At 65.3% G+C, this 17,375-nt stretch carries 12 protein-coding genes and 1 pseudogene; 11 read left to right on the top strand and 2 right to left on the bottom strand.

Features of this window, described 5'->3' with window-relative positions:
* The first annotated feature begins 13 nt into the window (after positions 1-13).
* The 11 genes and pseudogenes from BMX92_RS16205 (at position 14) to BMX92_RS16155 (ending at position 14,787) form a co-directional block, all read left to right on the top strand.
* Positions 14-982 carry a P-loop NTPase gene (locus BMX92_RS16205; RefSeq protein ID WP_093018393.1) on the top strand — a complete coding sequence of 323 codons (969 nt, stop codon included), beginning with the start codon at positions 14-16 and terminating at the stop codon, positions 980-982.
* Positions 979-2,574: a hypothetical protein gene (locus tag BMX92_RS16200; RefSeq protein ID WP_093018336.1), complete on the top strand. Its 1,596-nt coding sequence runs from the start codon at positions 979-981 to the stop codon at positions 2,572-2,574. Before BMX92_RS16205 ends, BMX92_RS16200 begins: the two co-directional genes overlap by 4 nt.
* A gap of 23 nt (positions 2,575-2,597) precedes the next feature.
* A pseudogene (locus BMX92_RS28070) lies at positions 2,598-3,453 on the top strand (XrtA/PEP-CTERM system-associated ATPase); the annotation flags it as partial.
* 937 nt (positions 3,454-4,390) lie between these two features.
* Positions 4,391-5,236: an XrtA system polysaccharide deacetylase gene (locus BMX92_RS16190; RefSeq protein ID WP_093018332.1), complete on the top strand. Its 846-nt coding sequence runs from the start codon at positions 4,391-4,393 to the stop codon at positions 5,234-5,236.
* Positions 5,233-6,303: a FemAB family XrtA/PEP-CTERM system-associated protein gene (locus tag BMX92_RS16185; RefSeq protein ID WP_093018330.1), complete on the top strand. Its 1,071-nt coding sequence runs from the start codon at positions 5,233-5,235 to the stop codon at positions 6,301-6,303. The genes BMX92_RS16190 and BMX92_RS16185 overlap by 4 nt, the downstream gene beginning before the upstream one ends.
* Before the next feature lie 66 nt (positions 6,304-6,369).
* Positions 6,370-7,443: a FemAB family XrtA/PEP-CTERM system-associated protein gene (locus BMX92_RS16180; protein ID WP_093018328.1), complete on the top strand. Its 1,074-nt coding sequence runs from the start codon at positions 6,370-6,372 to the stop codon at positions 7,441-7,443.
* On the top strand, positions 7,440-8,669 hold the full coding sequence (locus tag BMX92_RS16175) for a TIGR03087 family PEP-CTERM/XrtA system glycosyltransferase (RefSeq protein WP_093018326.1): 1,230 nt from the start codon (positions 7,440-7,442) through the stop codon (positions 8,667-8,669). Before BMX92_RS16180 ends, BMX92_RS16175 begins: the two co-directional genes overlap by 4 nt.
* On the top strand, positions 8,666-10,198 hold the full coding sequence (gene xrtA / locus BMX92_RS16170; RefSeq protein ID WP_093018324.1) for an exosortase A: 1,533 nt from the start codon (positions 8,666-8,668) through the stop codon (positions 10,196-10,198). Before BMX92_RS16175 ends, xrtA begins: the two co-directional genes overlap by 4 nt.
* Positions 10,199-10,334: 136 nt before the next feature.
* Positions 10,335-12,230, top strand: coding sequence for an XrtA/PEP-CTERM system amidotransferase (locus tag BMX92_RS16165; RefSeq protein WP_093018322.1), 1,896 nt, complete (start codon positions 10,335-10,337; stop codon positions 12,228-12,230).
* Positions 12,231-12,302: 72 nt separating this feature from the next.
* Positions 12,303-13,652 (top strand): sugar transferase, encoded by a 1,350-nt coding sequence (locus BMX92_RS16160; protein ID WP_093018391.1) that lies wholly within the window; start codon positions 12,303-12,305, stop codon positions 13,650-13,652.
* A 4-nt stretch (positions 13,653-13,656) separates the two neighbouring features.
* Positions 13,657-14,787 carry a glycosyltransferase family 2 protein gene (locus tag BMX92_RS16155; RefSeq protein ID WP_093018320.1) on the top strand — a complete coding sequence of 377 codons (1,131 nt, stop codon included), beginning with the start codon at positions 13,657-13,659 and terminating at the stop codon, positions 14,785-14,787.
* A gap of 1 nt (position 14,788) precedes the next feature.
* On the opposite strand, the gene BMX92_RS16150 is transcribed toward BMX92_RS16155, so the two are convergent.
* Both BMX92_RS16150 and BMX92_RS16145 read right to left on the bottom strand, forming a co-directional pair.
* Complete coding sequence (locus tag BMX92_RS16150) at positions 14,789-16,489, bottom strand: amidohydrolase (protein WP_093018318.1); 1,701 nt, start codon at positions 16,487-16,489, stop codon at positions 14,789-14,791.
* Positions 16,486-17,355: an NAD(P)-dependent oxidoreductase gene (locus BMX92_RS16145; RefSeq protein WP_093018316.1), complete on the bottom strand. Its 870-nt coding sequence runs from the start codon at positions 17,353-17,355 to the stop codon at positions 16,486-16,488. Before BMX92_RS16145 ends, BMX92_RS16150 begins: the two co-directional genes overlap by 4 nt.
* Positions 17,356-17,375 lie beyond the last annotated feature (20 nt).

Raw genomic sequence — 17,375 nt, 5'->3', positions numbered from 1 at the left:
GGATCCGGACAAGATGAACCAGCACACTCCCATCAAGGGTCAGGGCATCAAGGGTCGGGGATCGCTGATCGAGCGGGCCAGCGAAATCTATGATTTCAACGCCGCGCTGCGCGGGCGTGCCGCGCCTGCCGTCGATGTGCCTGCGGACCTGCCGCCCGCGCCGGTCGCTGCCGCGCCGGTTGAGCCCACCTTGCAGGCGCCCGTGACGCCGGCGGCCCCGCTCGTGCCGCCCGTCTATCGCGCGCCCGACTGGACCGGGCCGAAGCAGCCGATCGATCGGATCGCGCTGGCCGAAGCGGGCTTCATCCGTCCGGATGGTCCGGTGACGGCGATGAGCGAGGAGTTCCGCCTGCTCAAGCGCGACCTGCTCAGCCAGCTCCGCGACAATAAGCGCGGCAATCGCATTCTCGTCTGCTCGGCCCATAGTGGTGAGGGCAAGAGCTTCTGCGCGATCAATCTGGCGCTCAGTCTGGCGGCGGAAAAGGATCGGGAAATCCTGCTGGTGGATGCCGATTTCGGCAAGCCGGGCATTCCCGCCAAGCTGGGCCTGGAGGCCGGCCCCGGCCTGATGGATGCGCTCGCCGATCCGATGATCGCGATCGAGGATTGCGTCATCCGCACGGATATTCCTTCATTGTCCGTTCTGCCCGCCGGGCAGCGCAGCAACAATGACACCGAATATCTGGCGTCCGCCCGGACCGAGCAATTGCTGCGGCGCCTGACCGACGGCCGCCCGGACCGCATCCTGATCTTCGATTCGCCGCCCTTGCTGGCGGCCTCGCCGGCGGCCGAGCTGGCCAGCCATGCGGCCATCGCGCTGCTGGTCGTGCGCGCGGACAAGACGACCGAAAGCGCGCTGCGCGATGCGGCGGGCATGTTGAAGGGCGGGGCGCAGGTTCAGCTTCTGCTTAACGCCGTGCGCTTCAGGGGCGGTGGCCGCCGGTTCGGCAGCTATTATGCCAAGGGGGATAACCAGTCATGACCGTCCGGCAGATGTTAGCGAGCGCGTCGCTCGCCGCGCTGGCCGTCGCTACGCCCGCGCTTGCCCAGTCGGGCACGGAAAAGCGCACCAATATCACGCCTTATATCGGCGTGGATCAGGTCGTGACCGGCCCGATCAAGGGCGATGGCGATGTGCTGACCTATACCAATGTCACGGCCGGCGTCACCGCAGAGGTGAAGACCCGCCGTGTCGAAGCGGCGGTCGACCTGCAATATAATCACAGCTTCGGCTGGGGACCGGCGACCGATCAGGATGTGCTGACCGGCGTGGGCCACGCCACGGTCAATGTTGCGCGGGGGCTGTCGATCCAGAGCGGTGGGCTGGCGACGCGGGTGCGCACCGATGGCCTGTCGGGCGCGGCGACGCAGCGCGATACCTATACCAGCCAGGTCTGGTCCGGCTATGTCGGCCCGGCCTATACGACGCAACTGGGCGACTTCAACGTCAATGCCTCCTATCGGCTGGGCTATGCGCGGGTCGACGATGGCACCAACCTGAATGACGGCGACGCCCGCTATAACGGCTCCTTCGCCGATAGCTGGACCCATAGCCTGACCGGATCGATCGGCTTTTCGCCCGACACGGTGCTGCCGGGCGTGGGGCTGACGGCCAGTGCGGGCTATGATCGGGAGGATGCCAGCCAGCTCGACCAGCGGTTCGAGGATGCCTGGGGCCGTGTCGACGCGACCGTGCCGGTGACGCAGACCGTCGCACTGGTCGGCGGTGTCGGCTATGAAGAGATCAAGATCAGCCAGCGCTCGCCGGTGCTGGATGAGGACGGCACGCCGCTGATCCGCAACGGCCGCTATGTCACCGACAAAAGCTCGCCGCGCGCGCTGATCTATAATTTCGACGATATCATCTGGGATGTCGGCGTATTGTGGCGGCCCAATCACCGCACCTCGCTTCAGGCGCGGGTGGGGGAACGCTATGGCGGCATGACCTATCAGGGCAGCTTCGTCTGGCAGGGCCATGACAGCAGCTTCGCACTGATCGTGTTCGACGGCATCGACAGTTTCGGCCGCATGATCAGCGCCGATGTGGCGGCGCTGTCGGGCAGCAGCTTCGACGTCGCGCGCAATCCCTTCACCGGCGACATCACCGGTTGCGCTTTCTCCACCACGGGTGGCGGTCAATGTTTCAACGATGCGCTGGCAGGCATCACCGATGCCAATTTCCGCTATCGCGGCGTGTCGGCGCAATATTCGCGGCGGCGTGGTCCCTGGGGCTTCGGCCTTGGTGCAGGCTATTCGCAGCGCAAGTTCATCACGCCCGAAGGCCAGACGGTGCTGATCCGCGGATCGCGGGACGAAAACTGGTATGGCAACGGATCGGTAACCTATGCGATCAGCGATCGCGACAGCATCGATCTCGTGACCTACATAAATTACTACAATGCGAGTGGTGGGCGGCCAGACGTGCTCAACTATGGTGCGTTCAGCAGCTATTATAAAAGTTTGACCCGTCGTCTGTCGGGCTCCGTCTCTCTTGGTTTGGACGGCGTACAGGCGGACGATATCGACACCATCATCAGCGGCATGGGGCAGGTCGGCCTGCGCTACAGCTTCTGACGGGTCGCCTGGGAGACGAAGAGATGTACGATCAATTCTACGGTTTGCAGGGCCGCCCGTTTCAGCTGACGCCCGACCCGCATTATTATTTCGAGAGCGCGACGCACCGCAAGGCGCTGTCCTATCTCGGCTATGGGCTGGCGCAGGGGGAAGGCTTCATCGTCATCACCGGCGATATCGGCGCAGGCAAGACGACTTTGGTCGGCCATCTGATGCAGACGATCGATCCGGCTCGCCTGACCGCGGTCAAGATCGTGTCGACGCAGGTGGAGGGCGACGACATGCTGCGCCTCGTCGCGCAGAGCTTTGGCCTTGCGACCGATGGCCAGAGCAAGGCGGCGATCCTGCATCAGGTGGAAGGCTTCCTCTACGCGCAGGCACGGGCAGGGCGGCGCACGCTGCTGATCGTGGACGAAGCGCAGAACCTGCCGGTTTCGGCGGTCGAGGAATTGCGGATGCTGTCCAACTTCCAGTTGGGCGGGCAATCGCTGCTTCAGATTTTCCTGCTGGGCCAGCCGGAGTTTCGCGATCTCATCCGCTCGCCGGAACTGGAACAGTTGCGCCAGCGCGTGATCGCCACCCATCATCTGGAACCGATGATGGCGCAGGAGGTCGAACCCTATGTCCTGCATCGGCTGAGCATCGCCGGCTGGAACGGCAATCCGGCCTTCACCCCGGCGGCTTTCTCGGCGCTTTATGCCGCGACCGGCGGCTTGCCCCGCCGGCTGAACGCGCTGGTGAGCCGGGTGCTGCTGCTGGGCGCGATCGAGCAACTGCATCTGATCGACGAGGATGTGGTCGGTGCGGTCGTCGCGGACATGGGTCTGGACGTGGATGTCGCACCTGAACCGGTGGCCGCTTCCACCCTCGATACGGTCGAGGAATGGGATGCGCAGGAAGAGGACGTGATTGAGGAGGAACCTGTCTCGGTCGCTGATCCGGTCGGGCAGGAGGAAGCTGTCGCCTTCGCTGAACCGGAAGAGGAGGAAGCGCCCTTTGCGGCCGCCGACGTCGATGGGCTGGAGGACGAAATCGACCTCGTCGACGAAGTTCCCATGATGGAGAGCGTCGACCCGGAGACGGAAATCGCCGCGGTCGAACCGGAAGCGGAAGAGGCGGAAGAGCCTGTCGAGGCCGAAATCGAAGAGGCGGAAGAAACTGTCGCTTTCGCTGTATCCGACACGGTCGAAGAACCCGAGCCGGAACCCGAAGCAGCCCGCCCTGCCTTCCTGCGTCCGATAGCATTGGTGCAGCAGGAAACGGACGAGGAGGATGCCGAAATCTTCGATCTGCGCGACATCGATACGAGCGCGCGGGTAACGCCCTTCCTGCGTCCGGTGGCGGATGGCAATGTCGCGCCCTTCGCCCCGCCTGTGTCCGAACGGGTGGTCGCCTCCTTCGCCGCGCCGGTGACGGTGGACGAGAGCGACGATGAGCCGGTCGGAGCCTCGGCGGAAGAGGATGAGGCGCTCGAACTGGAGCAGGCCATTGCGGTCGATACCGGCATCGATGCCCTTCGGTCGGACATGCTGACCGAGATTGAGGCGCTGCGCGCGGAAATCGCGTCGCTGCGCGCGATGCAGGCCCATGCGCCCTTCGCTCAGCCCACGCCGCAGGCGCAGCCGGAAATCGATCCCGAAGCGCTCAAGGGCTGCTTCACCCTGATCGAGGAGCGGCTGGCATCGCTGGAATTCCGGGCCGAGGAACAGGATACGGCGTTGCGCCGGGTTCTGACCCTGCTGGTCGACTGGGTCGAGCGCGAAGAGCAGCTGGCCGACGCGCAGGCTGTCGCCTGACGGCCGGAAGGGTAGGCCCGATGCAGAATGCCCTGTCAGTCGATGTCGAGGACTGGTTTCAGGTCGGCGCGTTCGAGCGCACGATCCGCCGCGCCGACTGGGATGGCCTGACCCACCGGGTCGAGTGCAACAGCGACGCGGTGCTGGACCTGTTTGCGACGGCCGGGGTCAAGGCGACCTTCTTCACGCTGGGCTGGGTGGCCGAACGCTATCCCGCGCTGATGCGCCGGATCGCGGACGCCGGACATGAAGTGGCCAGCCATGGCTATGACCATGCCCGCGTCTTCACCTTCACGCCGGAGGAATTTCGCGCTGATCTGCGCAAATCGCGCGCCATATTGGAGGATGCCAGCGGGCAGGCCGTGACGGGCTATCGCGCGCCCAGCTTCTCCATCGATCCGCGCACCCCCTGGGCGCACGGCATATTGGCGGAGGAGGGCTATCGCTATTCCTCCAGCGTCGCGCCGATCCGGCATGACCATTATGGCTGGCCGGATTCGCCGCGTTTCGCCTGGAAGCCGGTCAAGGATTCTCCGCTGGTCGAACTGCCGGTGACGACTGCCAAATGGGGCAAGCGCACACTGGCGGCTGGCGGCGGCGGCTTTTTCCGCCTGTTGCCCTATGGCTTTTCGCGCTGGGCGATCCGGCAGGTGAATGACCAGGCGGGGCGGCCCGCCATCATCTATTTCCACCCTTGGGAAATCGACCCGGATCAGCCGCGCGTGCCCGATGCGCCGCTGCGATCCAAATTTCGCCATTACAGTAACCTGTCGGTCATGGCGGCCAAGCTGCGGCGGCTGACCAGCGACTTTGACTGGACCCGCATTGATGCGCTGGTGGAAGCGGAGGCCGCGCGCGCATCATGACGGTCGGCGATGGCGCCGACCCGGCGATCAGCATATGGGACCCGGCGAACCCGGCGCAAGCCGATGCGGCCGACGCCTTCGTGCGGGCGCAGGAACATGGCACGCCTTTCCATCGTAGCGCCTGGCTGCGCGCGATCACGCAGGCGACCGGTCATCGCTCGCTGTTGCTCGCCGCCCTCGGGCCGTCGGGCCGGATCGCGGGGCTGTTGCCGCTCCATCATGTGAAGAGCCGCTTGTTCGGCAATGCGCTGGTGTCCACGGCCTTTGCGGTGGATGGCGGCATATTGGCGCAGGACGGGCAGGTGGCGCACCAGCTTGCGAAGGCGGCGGAAGCGCTGGCGCGCGATCGGGGCGGACTGCCGATCGAATTGCGCGGTGGCATGGCGCCGGGCGGCAACTGGGACCGGCGGGAGGGCGAGCATGTCGGCTTCGTCCGGCCGATCGCCGCCGATGATGAAGCGGAATTGCTGGCGGTCCCGCGCAAGCATCGCGCCGAATTGCGCAAGGCTCTGGCCAATCCGGCGTTGACCGCCGAGACGGGCCGCTCTGCCCGCCTGCTCCGCGACCATTATCGCGTCTATGCTGAAAGCGTTCGCAATCTGGGCACGCCGGTCTTCCCCGCCAGCCTGTTTCGCGCCATGCTTGACCGCTTTGGCGAGGATGCCGACATATTGGTCGTGCGCGAAGGGGAACGGCCGGTGTCGGCGGTATTCAACCTCTATCATGGCGGCCGGGTCATGCCCTATTGGGGCGGTGGCCTGTCCGACGCGCGCAGACTGCGGTCCAACGAGCTGATGTATTATCGGCTCATGGGCCATGGCCGTGCGCGCGGCATGACCCATTTCGACTTTGGCCGGTCCAAGGCGGGGAGCGGTCAGGCGGCCTGGAAAAAGAGCTTCGGCTTCGATCCGCGCCCGCTGGTCTATCATGGCTGGCCAGCGGACGGCGCAGCGCGGGACATCAACCCGGGCAGCGCCAAATATCAGCGGCGGATCGAACTATGGAAAAAACTGCCGTTGCCGGTGGCCAATATGCTTGGGCCGATGATTTCGCGCGGACTTGGCTGAAATGCACATAAATTATTTAGTCGGACGGCGTACTATCCGGCTCAGAATGGCAAAGGAAGTTTGACCATGAGCGTAATGACCGGTCTGGTCTTCGTCGTAGAGGAAGCGCGCCTGTCCGATGTGGCAGTGGTGGCGGAAATCGACGACTGGGTCCGCGCCCATGCCGATTCCACGCCATTCCAGCGACCCGGCTGGATCATGGGCGTGCAGGCGGGCACCGGCCAGAAAGCGAAGATGCTGGTCGCACGCTCCGGTGCTGGCGAGATATTGGGCGTGTTGCCGCTCACCTATATCCGTTCCGCCTTGTTCGGGCGCGCGCTGGTGGGCAGCGGTTTCGCGGTGGACGGTGGCATATTGACCACCCACCGGCAGGTCGGCGAAGGTCTGGCCAACGCCGCCTGGACTCTGGCAGAGCAACTGGGTTGCGCCACGATGGAACTGCGCGGCGGCGAAGCGCCGGTCGGCGCACAATGGCAGGAAAAGGCCGACGCCTATCTGGGCTTCGCCCGGCCGCTGGCCGCCGACGATGAGGCGGAACTGAAGGCGGTGCCCAAGCGCCACCGCGCCGAAATCCGCAAGGGGCTGGGCAATGGCCTGGATTTCGAGATGGGCCGGGACAAGCGGCTGCGCGACATTCACTATCGGCTTTACGCCCATAGCGTCCATAATCTGGGCACGCCGGTTTTCCCGCGGGCGCTGTTCGATGCGGTGCTGGACCGCTTCGGCGATGACGCCGACATCGCGGTCGCATCGAAGGATGGCAAGCCCTTGTCGGCGGTCATCAGCCTCTATCACGGCGGCGCCTGCATGCCCTATTGGCATGGCGCGGCGGACGGCGCGCGGGCGATGCGGTCGAACGAATTTCTCTATTTCAGCCTGATGCGCGCGGCGCGGGAGCGGGGATGCAGCGTCTTCGACTTCGGCCGGTCGAAGGTCGGAACGGGGCCGGCCGCCTGGAAGAAGACCTGGGGTTTCGAGGGCGAACCGCTCGGCTATTATCTGCGCACCGCGCCGGGCAAGGAGACGCGCGACGTCAATCCGCTCTCACCCCAATATCGGCGCAAGGTGGAATTGTGGAAGAAACTGCCTGAATCGATCGCCAATCTGATTGGCCCGCATATCGCGCGGGGGCTGGGATGACCGGCGAGATTCTCTTTCTCTGCCACCGCATCCCCTTTCCGCCGGACCGGGGCGACAAGATCCGCTCCTGCCATCTGCTCAAGCGTCTGGCGCAGGTTGCGCCGGTGCATGTCGGCTGTTTTGCCGATGACGATCGCGACATGCGTTTCGCCGCCGAACTGGCTCAGGTGGCCGCGAGCCAGTGCCTGTTGCGGCGCGACCGGTCGAAGGTCGTCGCGGGCCTGACCGGTCTTGCCAAGCGCCAGTCGCTGCTGATTTCGCTGTTCGACCATCCCGACCTGCATCGCTGGGTGGGCAGGACGCTGGCGGAGCGGCCGATCCGCGCCGTCGTCGCTTATTCGGCGCAGATGGCGCATTTCGTGCCGGTCCTGCCGTCCGATGTACGTTTCCTGATGGATTTCGTCGATTTCGATTCCGCCAAATATGCCACCTATGGCGCGGAAGGCAGCGGGCCGATGGCCTGGATCAACCGTCGCGAGGGACGGGTGCTGCTGGATTTCGAGAAGCGCGTAGCGCAGCGGGCGGACATCTGCTCCTTCGTCAGCGAAGCGGAGGCGAGCCTGTTCCGCGACGTCTGCGGGCTGGGTCCGGACCGGATCGTCGCCATCGAAAATGGCGTGGCGCTCGACTATTTCGATCCCGCAGCGGATTTCCCCGCGATCGATCATGGTGATGGCCCCTTGCTCGTCTTCACCGGGCAGATGGATTACCGCCCCAATGTCGAGGCGGTGGAAAGTTTCGCGCGCCAGACCTTGCCTGCGATCCGCAGCGTCCATCCCGACGCCCGCTTTGCCATTGTCGGGCGCAACCCTGCGAAACAGGTGGAGGCGCTGGCCGATCTGCCCGGCGTGATCGTCACCGGCGGCGTGCCCGACGTGCGCGGCTGGCTGGCGGCGGCGGATGTCGTGGTCGCGCCGCTGCGGATCGCGCGCGGCATACAGAACAAGGTGCTGGAGGCCATGGCGATGGCGCGGCCGGTGGTTGCCTCGCCACAGGCCGCCGAAGGGATCGACGCCACCGACGATCTGCATTTCCTGGTTGCGGCCAATCCTGCCGAAGAAGCGGCGAAGGTGATTGCCCTGCTGGCGGATCCGGAGCGGGCGGCGCGTCTGGCCATGGCGGGGCGTGCCCGCATGGAGGAACGCTATCGCTGGTCGGCAACGCTGGCCGGTTTGCCGGACATGCTACTGTCGGCGGATGACAAGGCCGGTTCGCGCGCTGCATGACGGATCGCGCCATGCCTCTGGATCGCATACCGCTGATCGCGCTGGATGGCTGGCGCGGGCATCTGACGGCGCTGGGCGTGATCGCCTTCGCCATCCTGGCGCTGTTTTTGGGCGATGTTCATACCATGGTATCGATCTGGTGGAACGCCTCCACCTTCGGCCATTGCCTGTTCATTCCGTTGCTGATCGGCTGGCTGGTGCAGCAGCGTTTGCCGGGGCTGCGCCAGTTGCAGCCGGTTGCTCGGGCGCCGGGGCTGCTCTGGCTGGCGGCAGGGGCGCTCGCCTGGCTGCTGGGCGCGGCGGCGGGGGTGGCGATGGTCCGCCATGGCGCGCTGATCCTGATGTTGCAGGGCGCGACGATCGCGCTGCTGGGGCCGGCGGTGGCGCGGGCTCTGCTGTTCCCGCTCTTCTACGCCTTCTTCATGGTGCCTTTCGGGGACGAGATCGTGCCGCCGCTGCAATTGCTGACGGCGCGTATAGCCCTGTTGCTGCTCGACCTGACGGGGGTGCCCGCGCATATCGAGGGCATCTTCATCACCACGCCGACCGGCTATTTCGAAGTGGCCGAAGCCTGTTCCGGCGCGAAATTCCTGATCGCCATGACCGCCTATGGCGTGCTGGTCTGCAATGTCTGTTTCCGCAGATGGAGCCGGCGTATTCTGTTCATGGCGGGCGCGCTGACGCTGTCGGTGCTGGCCAATGGCGTGCGCGCCTATGCCACCATATTGGTCGCGCATCTGACCACAGTCGATGCGGCGGTCGGCTTCGATCATGTCGTCTATGGCTGGGTTTTCTTCGCAATCATCATGATCGTGGTGATGGCCGCCGCCTGGCCCTTCTTCGATCGCAAGCCGGGCGATCCCTGGTTCGATCCGCAGGCGCTTCAGAGCACTGTCGGGCCGTCTCATGCCGGGCGGATCGCAGGTGCGGCACTGGTCCTGATCTTCGCCGCGCCGCTCTGGCTGGCGGCAACGGCCGCCGCTGCCGATCCCCTGCCACCGGTGCTGGCGATGCCGCAGGTCAGCGGCTGGACCCGCACCGCCGATCCGCAGGCCTATCCATGGAAAGCCCGTTTCGATGGCGCAGACCATTTCGTCACCGGCCGCTATCGCAATGCGCAGGGGCAGGTCGTGGACCTGTCCATCGCCACCTATGACCGGCAGGATGAAGGACGCGAACTGGTCGGCTTCGCGCAGGGCGCTGCCGATCCCGAAAGCGAATGGGTCTGGTCTTCACCCGCCCGCGCCCCGGCCAATGCGCGTGGCGAGCAGATCACCGCGCCCGGCCCGGTCGTCCGCCATGTCGTCAGCTTCTATCGCATCGGTGCAGGTGCGCCGACCGGCAGCAAGCCGCAGGTGAAGATCGAGACGATGGCGGCCCGATTGCTGGGCCGTGACCAGCGCGCCGTGGCCATTCTGGTATCGGCCGAAGAAGGGGAGGGACGTCCGGCCGACGCCGCGATTACGGCTTTCCTCACGGACCTTGGCGATGTGCGGCCTTTGGCCGACCGGGCCGTTGGTATTCAATGAATAAGGATGCGTCTCTCACGCCGTTCGCCCTGAGCCTGTCGAAGGGCCCTACTGTCTTTCAAGAAAAGAGCAGGGCTTCGACAGGCTCAGCCCGAACGGGGTATGATTTGCGGGGCGATCCTCTTAAGGCCATATTATGTGCGGCATAGCGGGTATTTTCCATCTCGAAACGGCCAAGCCGGTCGATCCCGCGCGGGTGCGCGCCATGCTGGACGTGATGCCGCATCGCGGCCCGGACGGCAGCGGCATCTGGACGGCGCCGGGCGTGGGGCTGGGCCATCTGCGCCTCTCCATCATCGATCTGGGCGGCGGCGCGCAGCCGATGCTGACCGAGGATGAGAGTCTGGTCGTCGTCTTCAACGGTGAAATCTATAATTTCGCGGAAGTCCGCGCGGAACTGGAGGCGAAGGGCCATGTGTTCCGCACCGATAGCGATACCGAAGTCATCCTGCACGGCTATCGCCAATGGGGTGAGGAGTGCGTGCATCGCTTCAACGGCATGTTCGCCTTCGCTTTGTTCGATGCGCGGGCGCAATCGCTCTGGCTGGCGCGCGACCGGTTGGGGGTGAAGCCACTTCACTATGCGTTGCTATCGGATGGCAGCCTGATCTTCGGATCGGAATTGAAGAGCCTGCTGGCGCATCCTTTGTTGCGCCGCGCGCCGGACCTGAGCGCGGTCGAGGATTATATGGCCTATGGCTATGTGCCCGACGATGCCTGTCTGGTGGCGGGCGTGCGCAAGCTGGGCGCGGGCGAGACGCTGCGGCTGGTGCGCGGCCGGCCCCTGCCGCAGCCGCAACGCTATTGGGACGTCAGCTTCGCCGACCGGACCAGGGCGAAACCCGAAGCGCTGGAGGAGGAACTGGTCGCCCTGATGCGACAGGCTGTGCGGTCGCGCATGGTTGCCGACGTGCCGCTAGGCGCGTTCCTGTCGGGCGGGGTGGACAGCAGCAGCGTCGTGGCGCTGATGGCCGAGGCATCGAGCCGCGCGGTCAAGACCTGCACCATCGGCTTCGACGTCGCGAGTCTGGACGAGACGGGATTTGCCGACCGTGTCGCCCGCCGCTTCGCCACCGATCATCGCACGCGCATCGTATCACCCGATGATTATGGGCTGATCGACCGGCTGGCTTTCCATTTCGACGAGCCTTTTGCCGATGCCTCCGCGCTGCCGACCTTCCGCGTGTGCGAATTGGCGCGTGAACAGGTGACGGTGGCTTTGTCGGGCGACGGCGCGGACGAGGCGTTCGCCGGCTATCGCCGCCATCGTTTCCAGATGCAGGGGGAACGACTGCGCGGTCTGATCCCGCAATCGGTGCGTCAGCCCTTGTTCGGCACGCTGGGCCGCTATTATCCCAAGGCGGATTGGGCGCCGCGTGCGCTGCGCGCCAAATCCACTTTCCTCGAACTGGCGGGTGAGGGTGGCGAAGCCTATGCCGCGTCGGTTGGCGTCACGCCTTATGCCCTGCGCCAGCGGCTGTTCAGTCAGGAAATGAAGGGGCGGCTGGGCGCCTATCGCGCCGAGGATCGCTATATCAAGGCGATGGCGGAGGCGCCCGCACGCGATCCGCTCGACCGGGCGCAATATGCCGATATCCGCATCTGGCTGCCCGGCGACATCCTGACCAAGACGGACCGGATGAGCATGGCCGTCAGCCTGGAAGCGCGCGAGCCGCTGCTGGACTATCGGCTGGTGGAGTTCGCGGCCAAGCTGCCGGTCGCGCAGCGCATTCGCGGCAATAGCGGCAAATATCTCATGAAGAAGGCGATGGAACCCTTCCTGCCGCAGGATATCCTCTATCGCCAGAAAATGGGGTTCGTGACTCCGATCAGCGCCTGGTTCCGTGGCGCGCTGGCGGGCGAGGCGACCGCGATCGCGGGCGGATCGGCGCTGGCGAAGACGGGCTGGTTCGACCCGAAGATGCTGGCGAAGGTCGCGGCCGACCATCGCGCGGGGGTGTCGGATCATGGCCGGCTGCTGTGGCAATTGCTGATGCTGGACAAGGCGCTGGTGGGGTTGTTCGGCGTCTGACCGCGAACCTCCCCCTTGCAACCCACCGCTGCCAGTGCCAACGGGACACATGACGAAAATCAGGGCGCAGCGGTGACAGTCTCCAAGGAAATAGTGCGGCTGCGGCTTTATGCGCTGTGTCTGGCGGGGGACATGGCGGGGCTGTTCTGCGCCTTTCTCGCCGCCAACTGGTTCGTGCTGGGCGCGCTGTGGGGCGAGCCGGGCAAGCCCCATGGCCTGGTGATGTTCGCCATGATCGCGCCGCTTTATGCGCTGCTGGCGGTGCAGGGCGGCGCCTATGGCATCAACACGCTGGACCGGGTGCGGCGTGGCATCGTGCGTGCGCTCTGGGCGTTGGCGCAGGCCGCCTTGCTGATGCTGTTGATCGTCTATCTGGGCAAGATCGCCGAGCAGCTTTCGCGTCTGACCTTCATCACCGGGCTGGGGCTGAGCGCTATCGCCGTCGCGCTGGTGCGTCTGGCCGTGGCGCGGCTGGCGGTGCGCGTGCTGGGCGACGTGCCGCATCTGACCGCCGTGATTCTGGATGGCGTGGCGATCGAGACAGGGCCGCATATGGACCTGATCGACGCCGATGCTGCCAATCTCCACCCCGAACGGCATGATGCCGACATGGCCGCGCGGCTGGCGGCGGCGGTCGGCATGGCGGAACGGGTGATCGTCGCCTGTCCGCTCGATCGCATGACGGACTGGTCCGCCGCGCTCAAGTCGCTGTCGGCGCGCGGCGAGATCGTCGTGCCCGAACTGCTGCGCTTTGCGCCTGCGCGGGTGGATGAATTTGACGGTCAGCCGACCATCATCGTTGCGGGCGGCCCGCTGCATTTTCGTGACCGGCTGATCAAGCGGCTGTTCGACCTGATCGTCGCCAGCATCGCCACGATCCTGCTGTCGCCGATCCTGATCGCGGCTGCTATCGCGGTGCGGTTGACCAGTCCCGGCCCGGCGCTGTTTCGTCAGCCGCGCATCGGCAAGGATGCGCGCCCCTTCTCTATCTACAAATTTCGATCGATGCGCAGCGAGGCAAGCGATCACAAGGCCGCGACCTTGACCCGGCGCGACGATGATCGCGTCACCCGCGTCGGCGCCTTCCTGCGCAAGACCAGTATCGATGAACTGCCGCAGCTGTTCAACGTGCTGAAGGGCGATATGAGCATCGTCGGCCCGCGTCCCCATGCCGCCGCCGCCAAGGCAGGCGACAGCCTCTATTGGGAAGTCGACGCCCGCTATTGGGAGCGGCATTGCATCAAGCCGGGCATGACCGGTCTGGCGCAGGTGCGCGGTCATCGCGGATCGACCGACCATCATCAGGATCTGATCGACCGGCTTCAGTCCGACCTCGAATATGTCAGCGACTGGTCGATCTGGCGCGATCTGCGCATCATCGTGGCGACGCTGGGTGTCCTCGTCCATCACAAGGCCTATTGATCCGATGGCGACCAACCTGATTCTTGCCGCGATCTTGCTGCTCTGTCTGGTGGCGGTGGCCTGGCCCTTCCTCTTCTATCCGCTGATTCTGCGCGCTTTGTCGTCGAAGGCCGAGCGGCCGGTCGCGGGGCCTACCCCCAGCGCCTCGCTGCTCTTCTGCGCTTATAATGAAGCGGAGGCGATGCCGGAGAAGCTGGCCAATCTGGCGATGCTCAAGCGCCGTTATCCGACGCTGGAGTTTCTGGCGTTCGACGATGGCTCCTCCGATGGCACGGGCGATCTGATCGCGGGGCAGGGCGATCTCGTCACCCTGATCCGTGGCCCCGGCCGCAGCGGCAAGGCGCATGGCATGAAGCAACTGGCGGCCCGCGCGCGCGGCGAGGTGCTGATCTTTACCGACGCCAATGTGCTTCTGGACGAAGAGGCCGTGGAACGGCTGCTGGCCCGCTATGCCGATCCGGACGTCGGCGGTGTGCTGGGATCGCTCCACTATATCGGTGCGGAGGGCAGTGCGACCGCCTCGGTCGGTTCGCTCTACTGGCGGCTGGAAGAGCGGCTGAAGGACGAGGAATCGCGCACCGGCAATGTGCTGGGGGCGGATGGCTCCATCTTCTCGATCCGGCGCAGCCTCTATCCCGATTTCCCCGACAGCGTGCTGGATGACCTGACCGTCTCCATGGCGGTGGTCTTTGCCGGCAAGCGCCTGATCAAGGCGAAGGATGTGATCGCCCGCGAACGTCTGGTGACGGCGCGCAAGGATGAATATCGGCGCAAGGTGCGGATCGCCGCCCGCGCATGGCATACGGACAGCCATTTGCGCCCGCAATTGCGGCGGATGGCGGCGGTCGACCGTTTCAAATATATGTCGCGCAAGATCGTCCGCTGGTTCGGCGGCGTCTTCATCCTGACCGGCGCCATCGCCGCCGGCGCGCTGGCTATGCGGATTTCGCCGATGCTCTATATGGCGGGGGCCATCGGCGTGGCGCTGGTCATCTGGATCGGGGTGCGGGCGAAGAGTGGCCCCTTCGCCGCGCTGGTCGATATTTTGATTGCCTATGCGGCGACCTTGCAGGGGGTGGCCAAGGCGATGCGGGGGCGCACCGTCACCATCTGGAACCCCGCCAAGTCGCGCTGACTTACTGCCCCTTCACATAGACCCGCTTGCCGCCGATCCAGGTTTCCAGCACCTGCGTCTGGCGGATATCGGCGGGACGGGTGGTCGAAATGTCGCGATCGATCAGCAGGAAGTCAGCACGCTGGCCGACCGCCAGATTGCCGAAGCGCTTTTCGGCAAAGCCGGCATAGGCCGCCTGCCGGGTGAAGCCGTCCAGCGCCGCCTCAAAGCCGATCCGCTGCTCCGGCATCCAGCCGCCCGCCGGTTCGCCCTTGGCATCCTCGCGCGTCATGGCGACGGCAATGCCCGGAAAGGGATTGGGGCTTTCCACCGGCACGTCCGACCCGAAGGCCAGGGGCACGCCATTGTCGAGCATCGTCTTCCAGGCATAGGCGCCCTTCAGCCGGGCCTCGCCCATGCGCGCGGTCGCCATGCGCCAGTCCGACGCTTCATGCACCGGCTGCATGGAGGCGACGACGCCCAGCGGCTTGAAGCGTGGCAGATCAGCGGGGTCGATGATCTGCGCATGTTCGATGCGCCAGCGCCGATCGCCCTTATAGGTGTCGTTCAGTTCCTCGATCGCGTTCAGCACTTCATGGTTGGCCGCGTCGCCGATCGCATGGACGGCGACCTGGAAATTATCCATCGCCGCGCGGCTCATAAAGTTGCGAAGCTGCGTGTCGGGGATCATCGGCAGGCCGCGCTGCCCCGGCGCGTCTGCATAGTCCGCCCGCAGCCACGCCCCGCGCGATCCCAGCGCACCGTCCAGCAGCAGCTTGATCCCGCCCATGCGCAGGCGATCGTCATAGAGCCATGGCGTCGGCTCCGATCCGGCGATCAGCACCATATTGTCGATGCCATAGGCATAGGACATGATTCGCACGCGCAGCGCCCCGCGATCGGCCGACCGGCGGAAGGCCTGCCAGTCCTCTATGCTGGTGCCCATGTCGGCAATGCCGGTGATGCCCATGGACAGCAAAGCGCGCTGCGCCTTTTCCAGCGCATTGTCGCGATCCTTGGGCGCGGGCGGCGGCACGAATTTCTGGATGAGGCTCATCGCCTTGTCGACGAAGACACCGGCCGGCTTGCCCGCTGCCATCTCGATCCGGCCACCCATCGGCGCCTTGGTCGTGGCGGTGATGCCCGCCGCGCGGATCGCGGCGCTGTTGGCCCATCCGGCATGACCGTCCACCCGCTCCAGCCAGACCGGAGTCTCGCTTTCGGCGGCATCCAGTTCGGCGGCGGTCGGGAAGCGGCCCAGACCCCATTGTTCCTGATTCCAGCCCGTGCCGATGATCCACTTGCGACCCGGATTGGCCTCCACATAGGCGCGGATCTTCGCTTGCGCTTCGGCCAGCGATTTCGTGTCCGACAGGTCGAGCGTGATCAGTGCCATGCCATAGCCCATGACATGACCATGTCCGTCGATCAGGCCGGGAATCAGCGTCTTGCCGCCCGCGTCCATCCTGAAGCTCAGCGGCTTGGGCCGCTCCGGCCAGGGCTGGCCCTTTTTCGGCTTTTTGGGCTTATATTCGGGCTCCTGATAGCGGCCCTGAATCAGCTTTTCGACCTTGCCGTCATCATCGACCATCAGCGCGTCGAAATGGACCAGCTTGCCATTGGCGTCGATCGCGATGCCGTTGACATTGTCGATCACGCCCGACGCATGAGCGGGGAGGGGCAAAGCGAGCGCGGCGATCGCCGCCAGTGCAGCAGCTCTCATGCGCGGGTGATCCGCCGGACCAGCGCGCTGGTATCCTGCCGACTGCCGCCCAGCGCCTGCACATCGGCATAGAATTGGTCGATCATCGCCGTCACCGGCAGGGTGGAGCCGTTGGCGCGCGCTTCTTCGATCGCAAGGCCCAGATCCTTGCGCATCCAGTCGACCGCAAAGCCGAAGTCGAAACTATCCTCCGCCATCGTCTTCCAGCGATTTTCCATCTGCCAGCTTTGCGCCGCGCCGCCGGAGATCGCCTCGAACACCTTGTCCAGGTCCAGTTCCGCCGCCTGCGCAAAGCGCAAAGCTTCGGACAGTCCCTGCAACACGCCGCCGATGCAAATCTGGTTCACCATCTTGGTGGTCTGGCCCGCGCCCGCGCTGCCGACATGGACGATGCGCGCGGCATAGGCCTGCATCACGATCTTTGCCGCCGCGACCGCTGGCTCGCTGCCGCCGCACATGATCGACAGGCGGCCATTTTCGGCGCCTGCCTGACCGCCGGACACCGGCGCGTCGACGTTGTGGATGCCCAGGCTCTCGCCCTCCACGAACAATTGCCGCGCGATCCGCGCCGACACGGTGGTATGGTCGATGAACAGGCTGCCCGGCTTCATCGTGCGGAAGGCGCCGTCGCGGCCCAGCGTGATTTGCGACAGATCATCGTCGGTGCCGACGCAACTGATCACGATCTCCGCATCCTCAGCCGCCTTGGCCGGGCTGATCGCGACCTGCCCGCCATAGGTTTCGGCCCAGATCTTCGCCTTGCCGATGGAACGGTTATAGACGGTCAGGCTGTGCCCGGCCTTGGCCAGATGACCGGCGATCGGGCCGCCCATGATCCCCAGGCCGATAAACGCGATGTTAGCCATATGCCTCGTACAATTACTGC

The sequence above is a fragment of the Sphingobium sp. YR768 genome (assembly GCF_900111125.1).
Lineage (GTDB): Bacteria > Pseudomonadota > Alphaproteobacteria > Sphingomonadales > Sphingomonadaceae > Sphingobium.
This window is presented reverse-complemented; position numbering and strand designations above follow the sequence as displayed.

Bases quoted from the DNA above. Each gene is read 5' to 3' on its own strand.
- xrtA (WP_093018324.1), top strand. From the start codon at position 8,666: ATGACGGATCGCGCCATGCCTCTGGATCGCATACCGCTGATCGCGCTG.
- BMX92_RS16175 (WP_093018326.1), top strand. From the start codon at position 7,440: ATGACCGGCGAGATTCTCTTTCTCTGCCACCGCATCCCCTTTCCGCCG.
- BMX92_RS16150 (WP_093018318.1), bottom strand. From the start codon at position 16,489: ATGAGAGCTGCTGCACTGGCGGCGATCGCCGCGCTCGCTTTGCCCCTC.
- BMX92_RS16180 (WP_093018328.1), top strand. From the start codon at position 6,370: ATGAGCGTAATGACCGGTCTGGTCTTCGTCGTAGAGGAAGCGCGCCTG.
- BMX92_RS16155 (WP_093018320.1), top strand. From the start codon at position 13,657: ATGGCGACCAACCTGATTCTTGCCGCGATCTTGCTGCTCTGTCTGGTG.
- BMX92_RS16145 (WP_093018316.1), bottom strand. From the start codon at position 17,355: ATGGCTAACATCGCGTTTATCGGCCTGGGGATCATGGGCGGCCCGATC.
- BMX92_RS16200 (WP_093018336.1), top strand. From the start codon at position 979: ATGACCGTCCGGCAGATGTTAGCGAGCGCGTCGCTCGCCGCGCTGGCC.
- BMX92_RS16190 (WP_093018332.1), top strand. From the start codon at position 4,391: ATGCAGAATGCCCTGTCAGTCGATGTCGAGGACTGGTTTCAGGTCGGC.
- BMX92_RS16185 (WP_093018330.1), top strand. From the start codon at position 5,233: ATGACGGTCGGCGATGGCGCCGACCCGGCGATCAGCATATGGGACCCG.
- BMX92_RS16165 (WP_093018322.1), top strand. From the start codon at position 10,335: ATGTGCGGCATAGCGGGTATTTTCCATCTCGAAACGGCCAAGCCGGTC.
- BMX92_RS16205 (WP_093018393.1), top strand. From the start codon at position 14: ATGAACCAGCACACTCCCATCAAGGGTCAGGGCATCAAGGGTCGGGGA.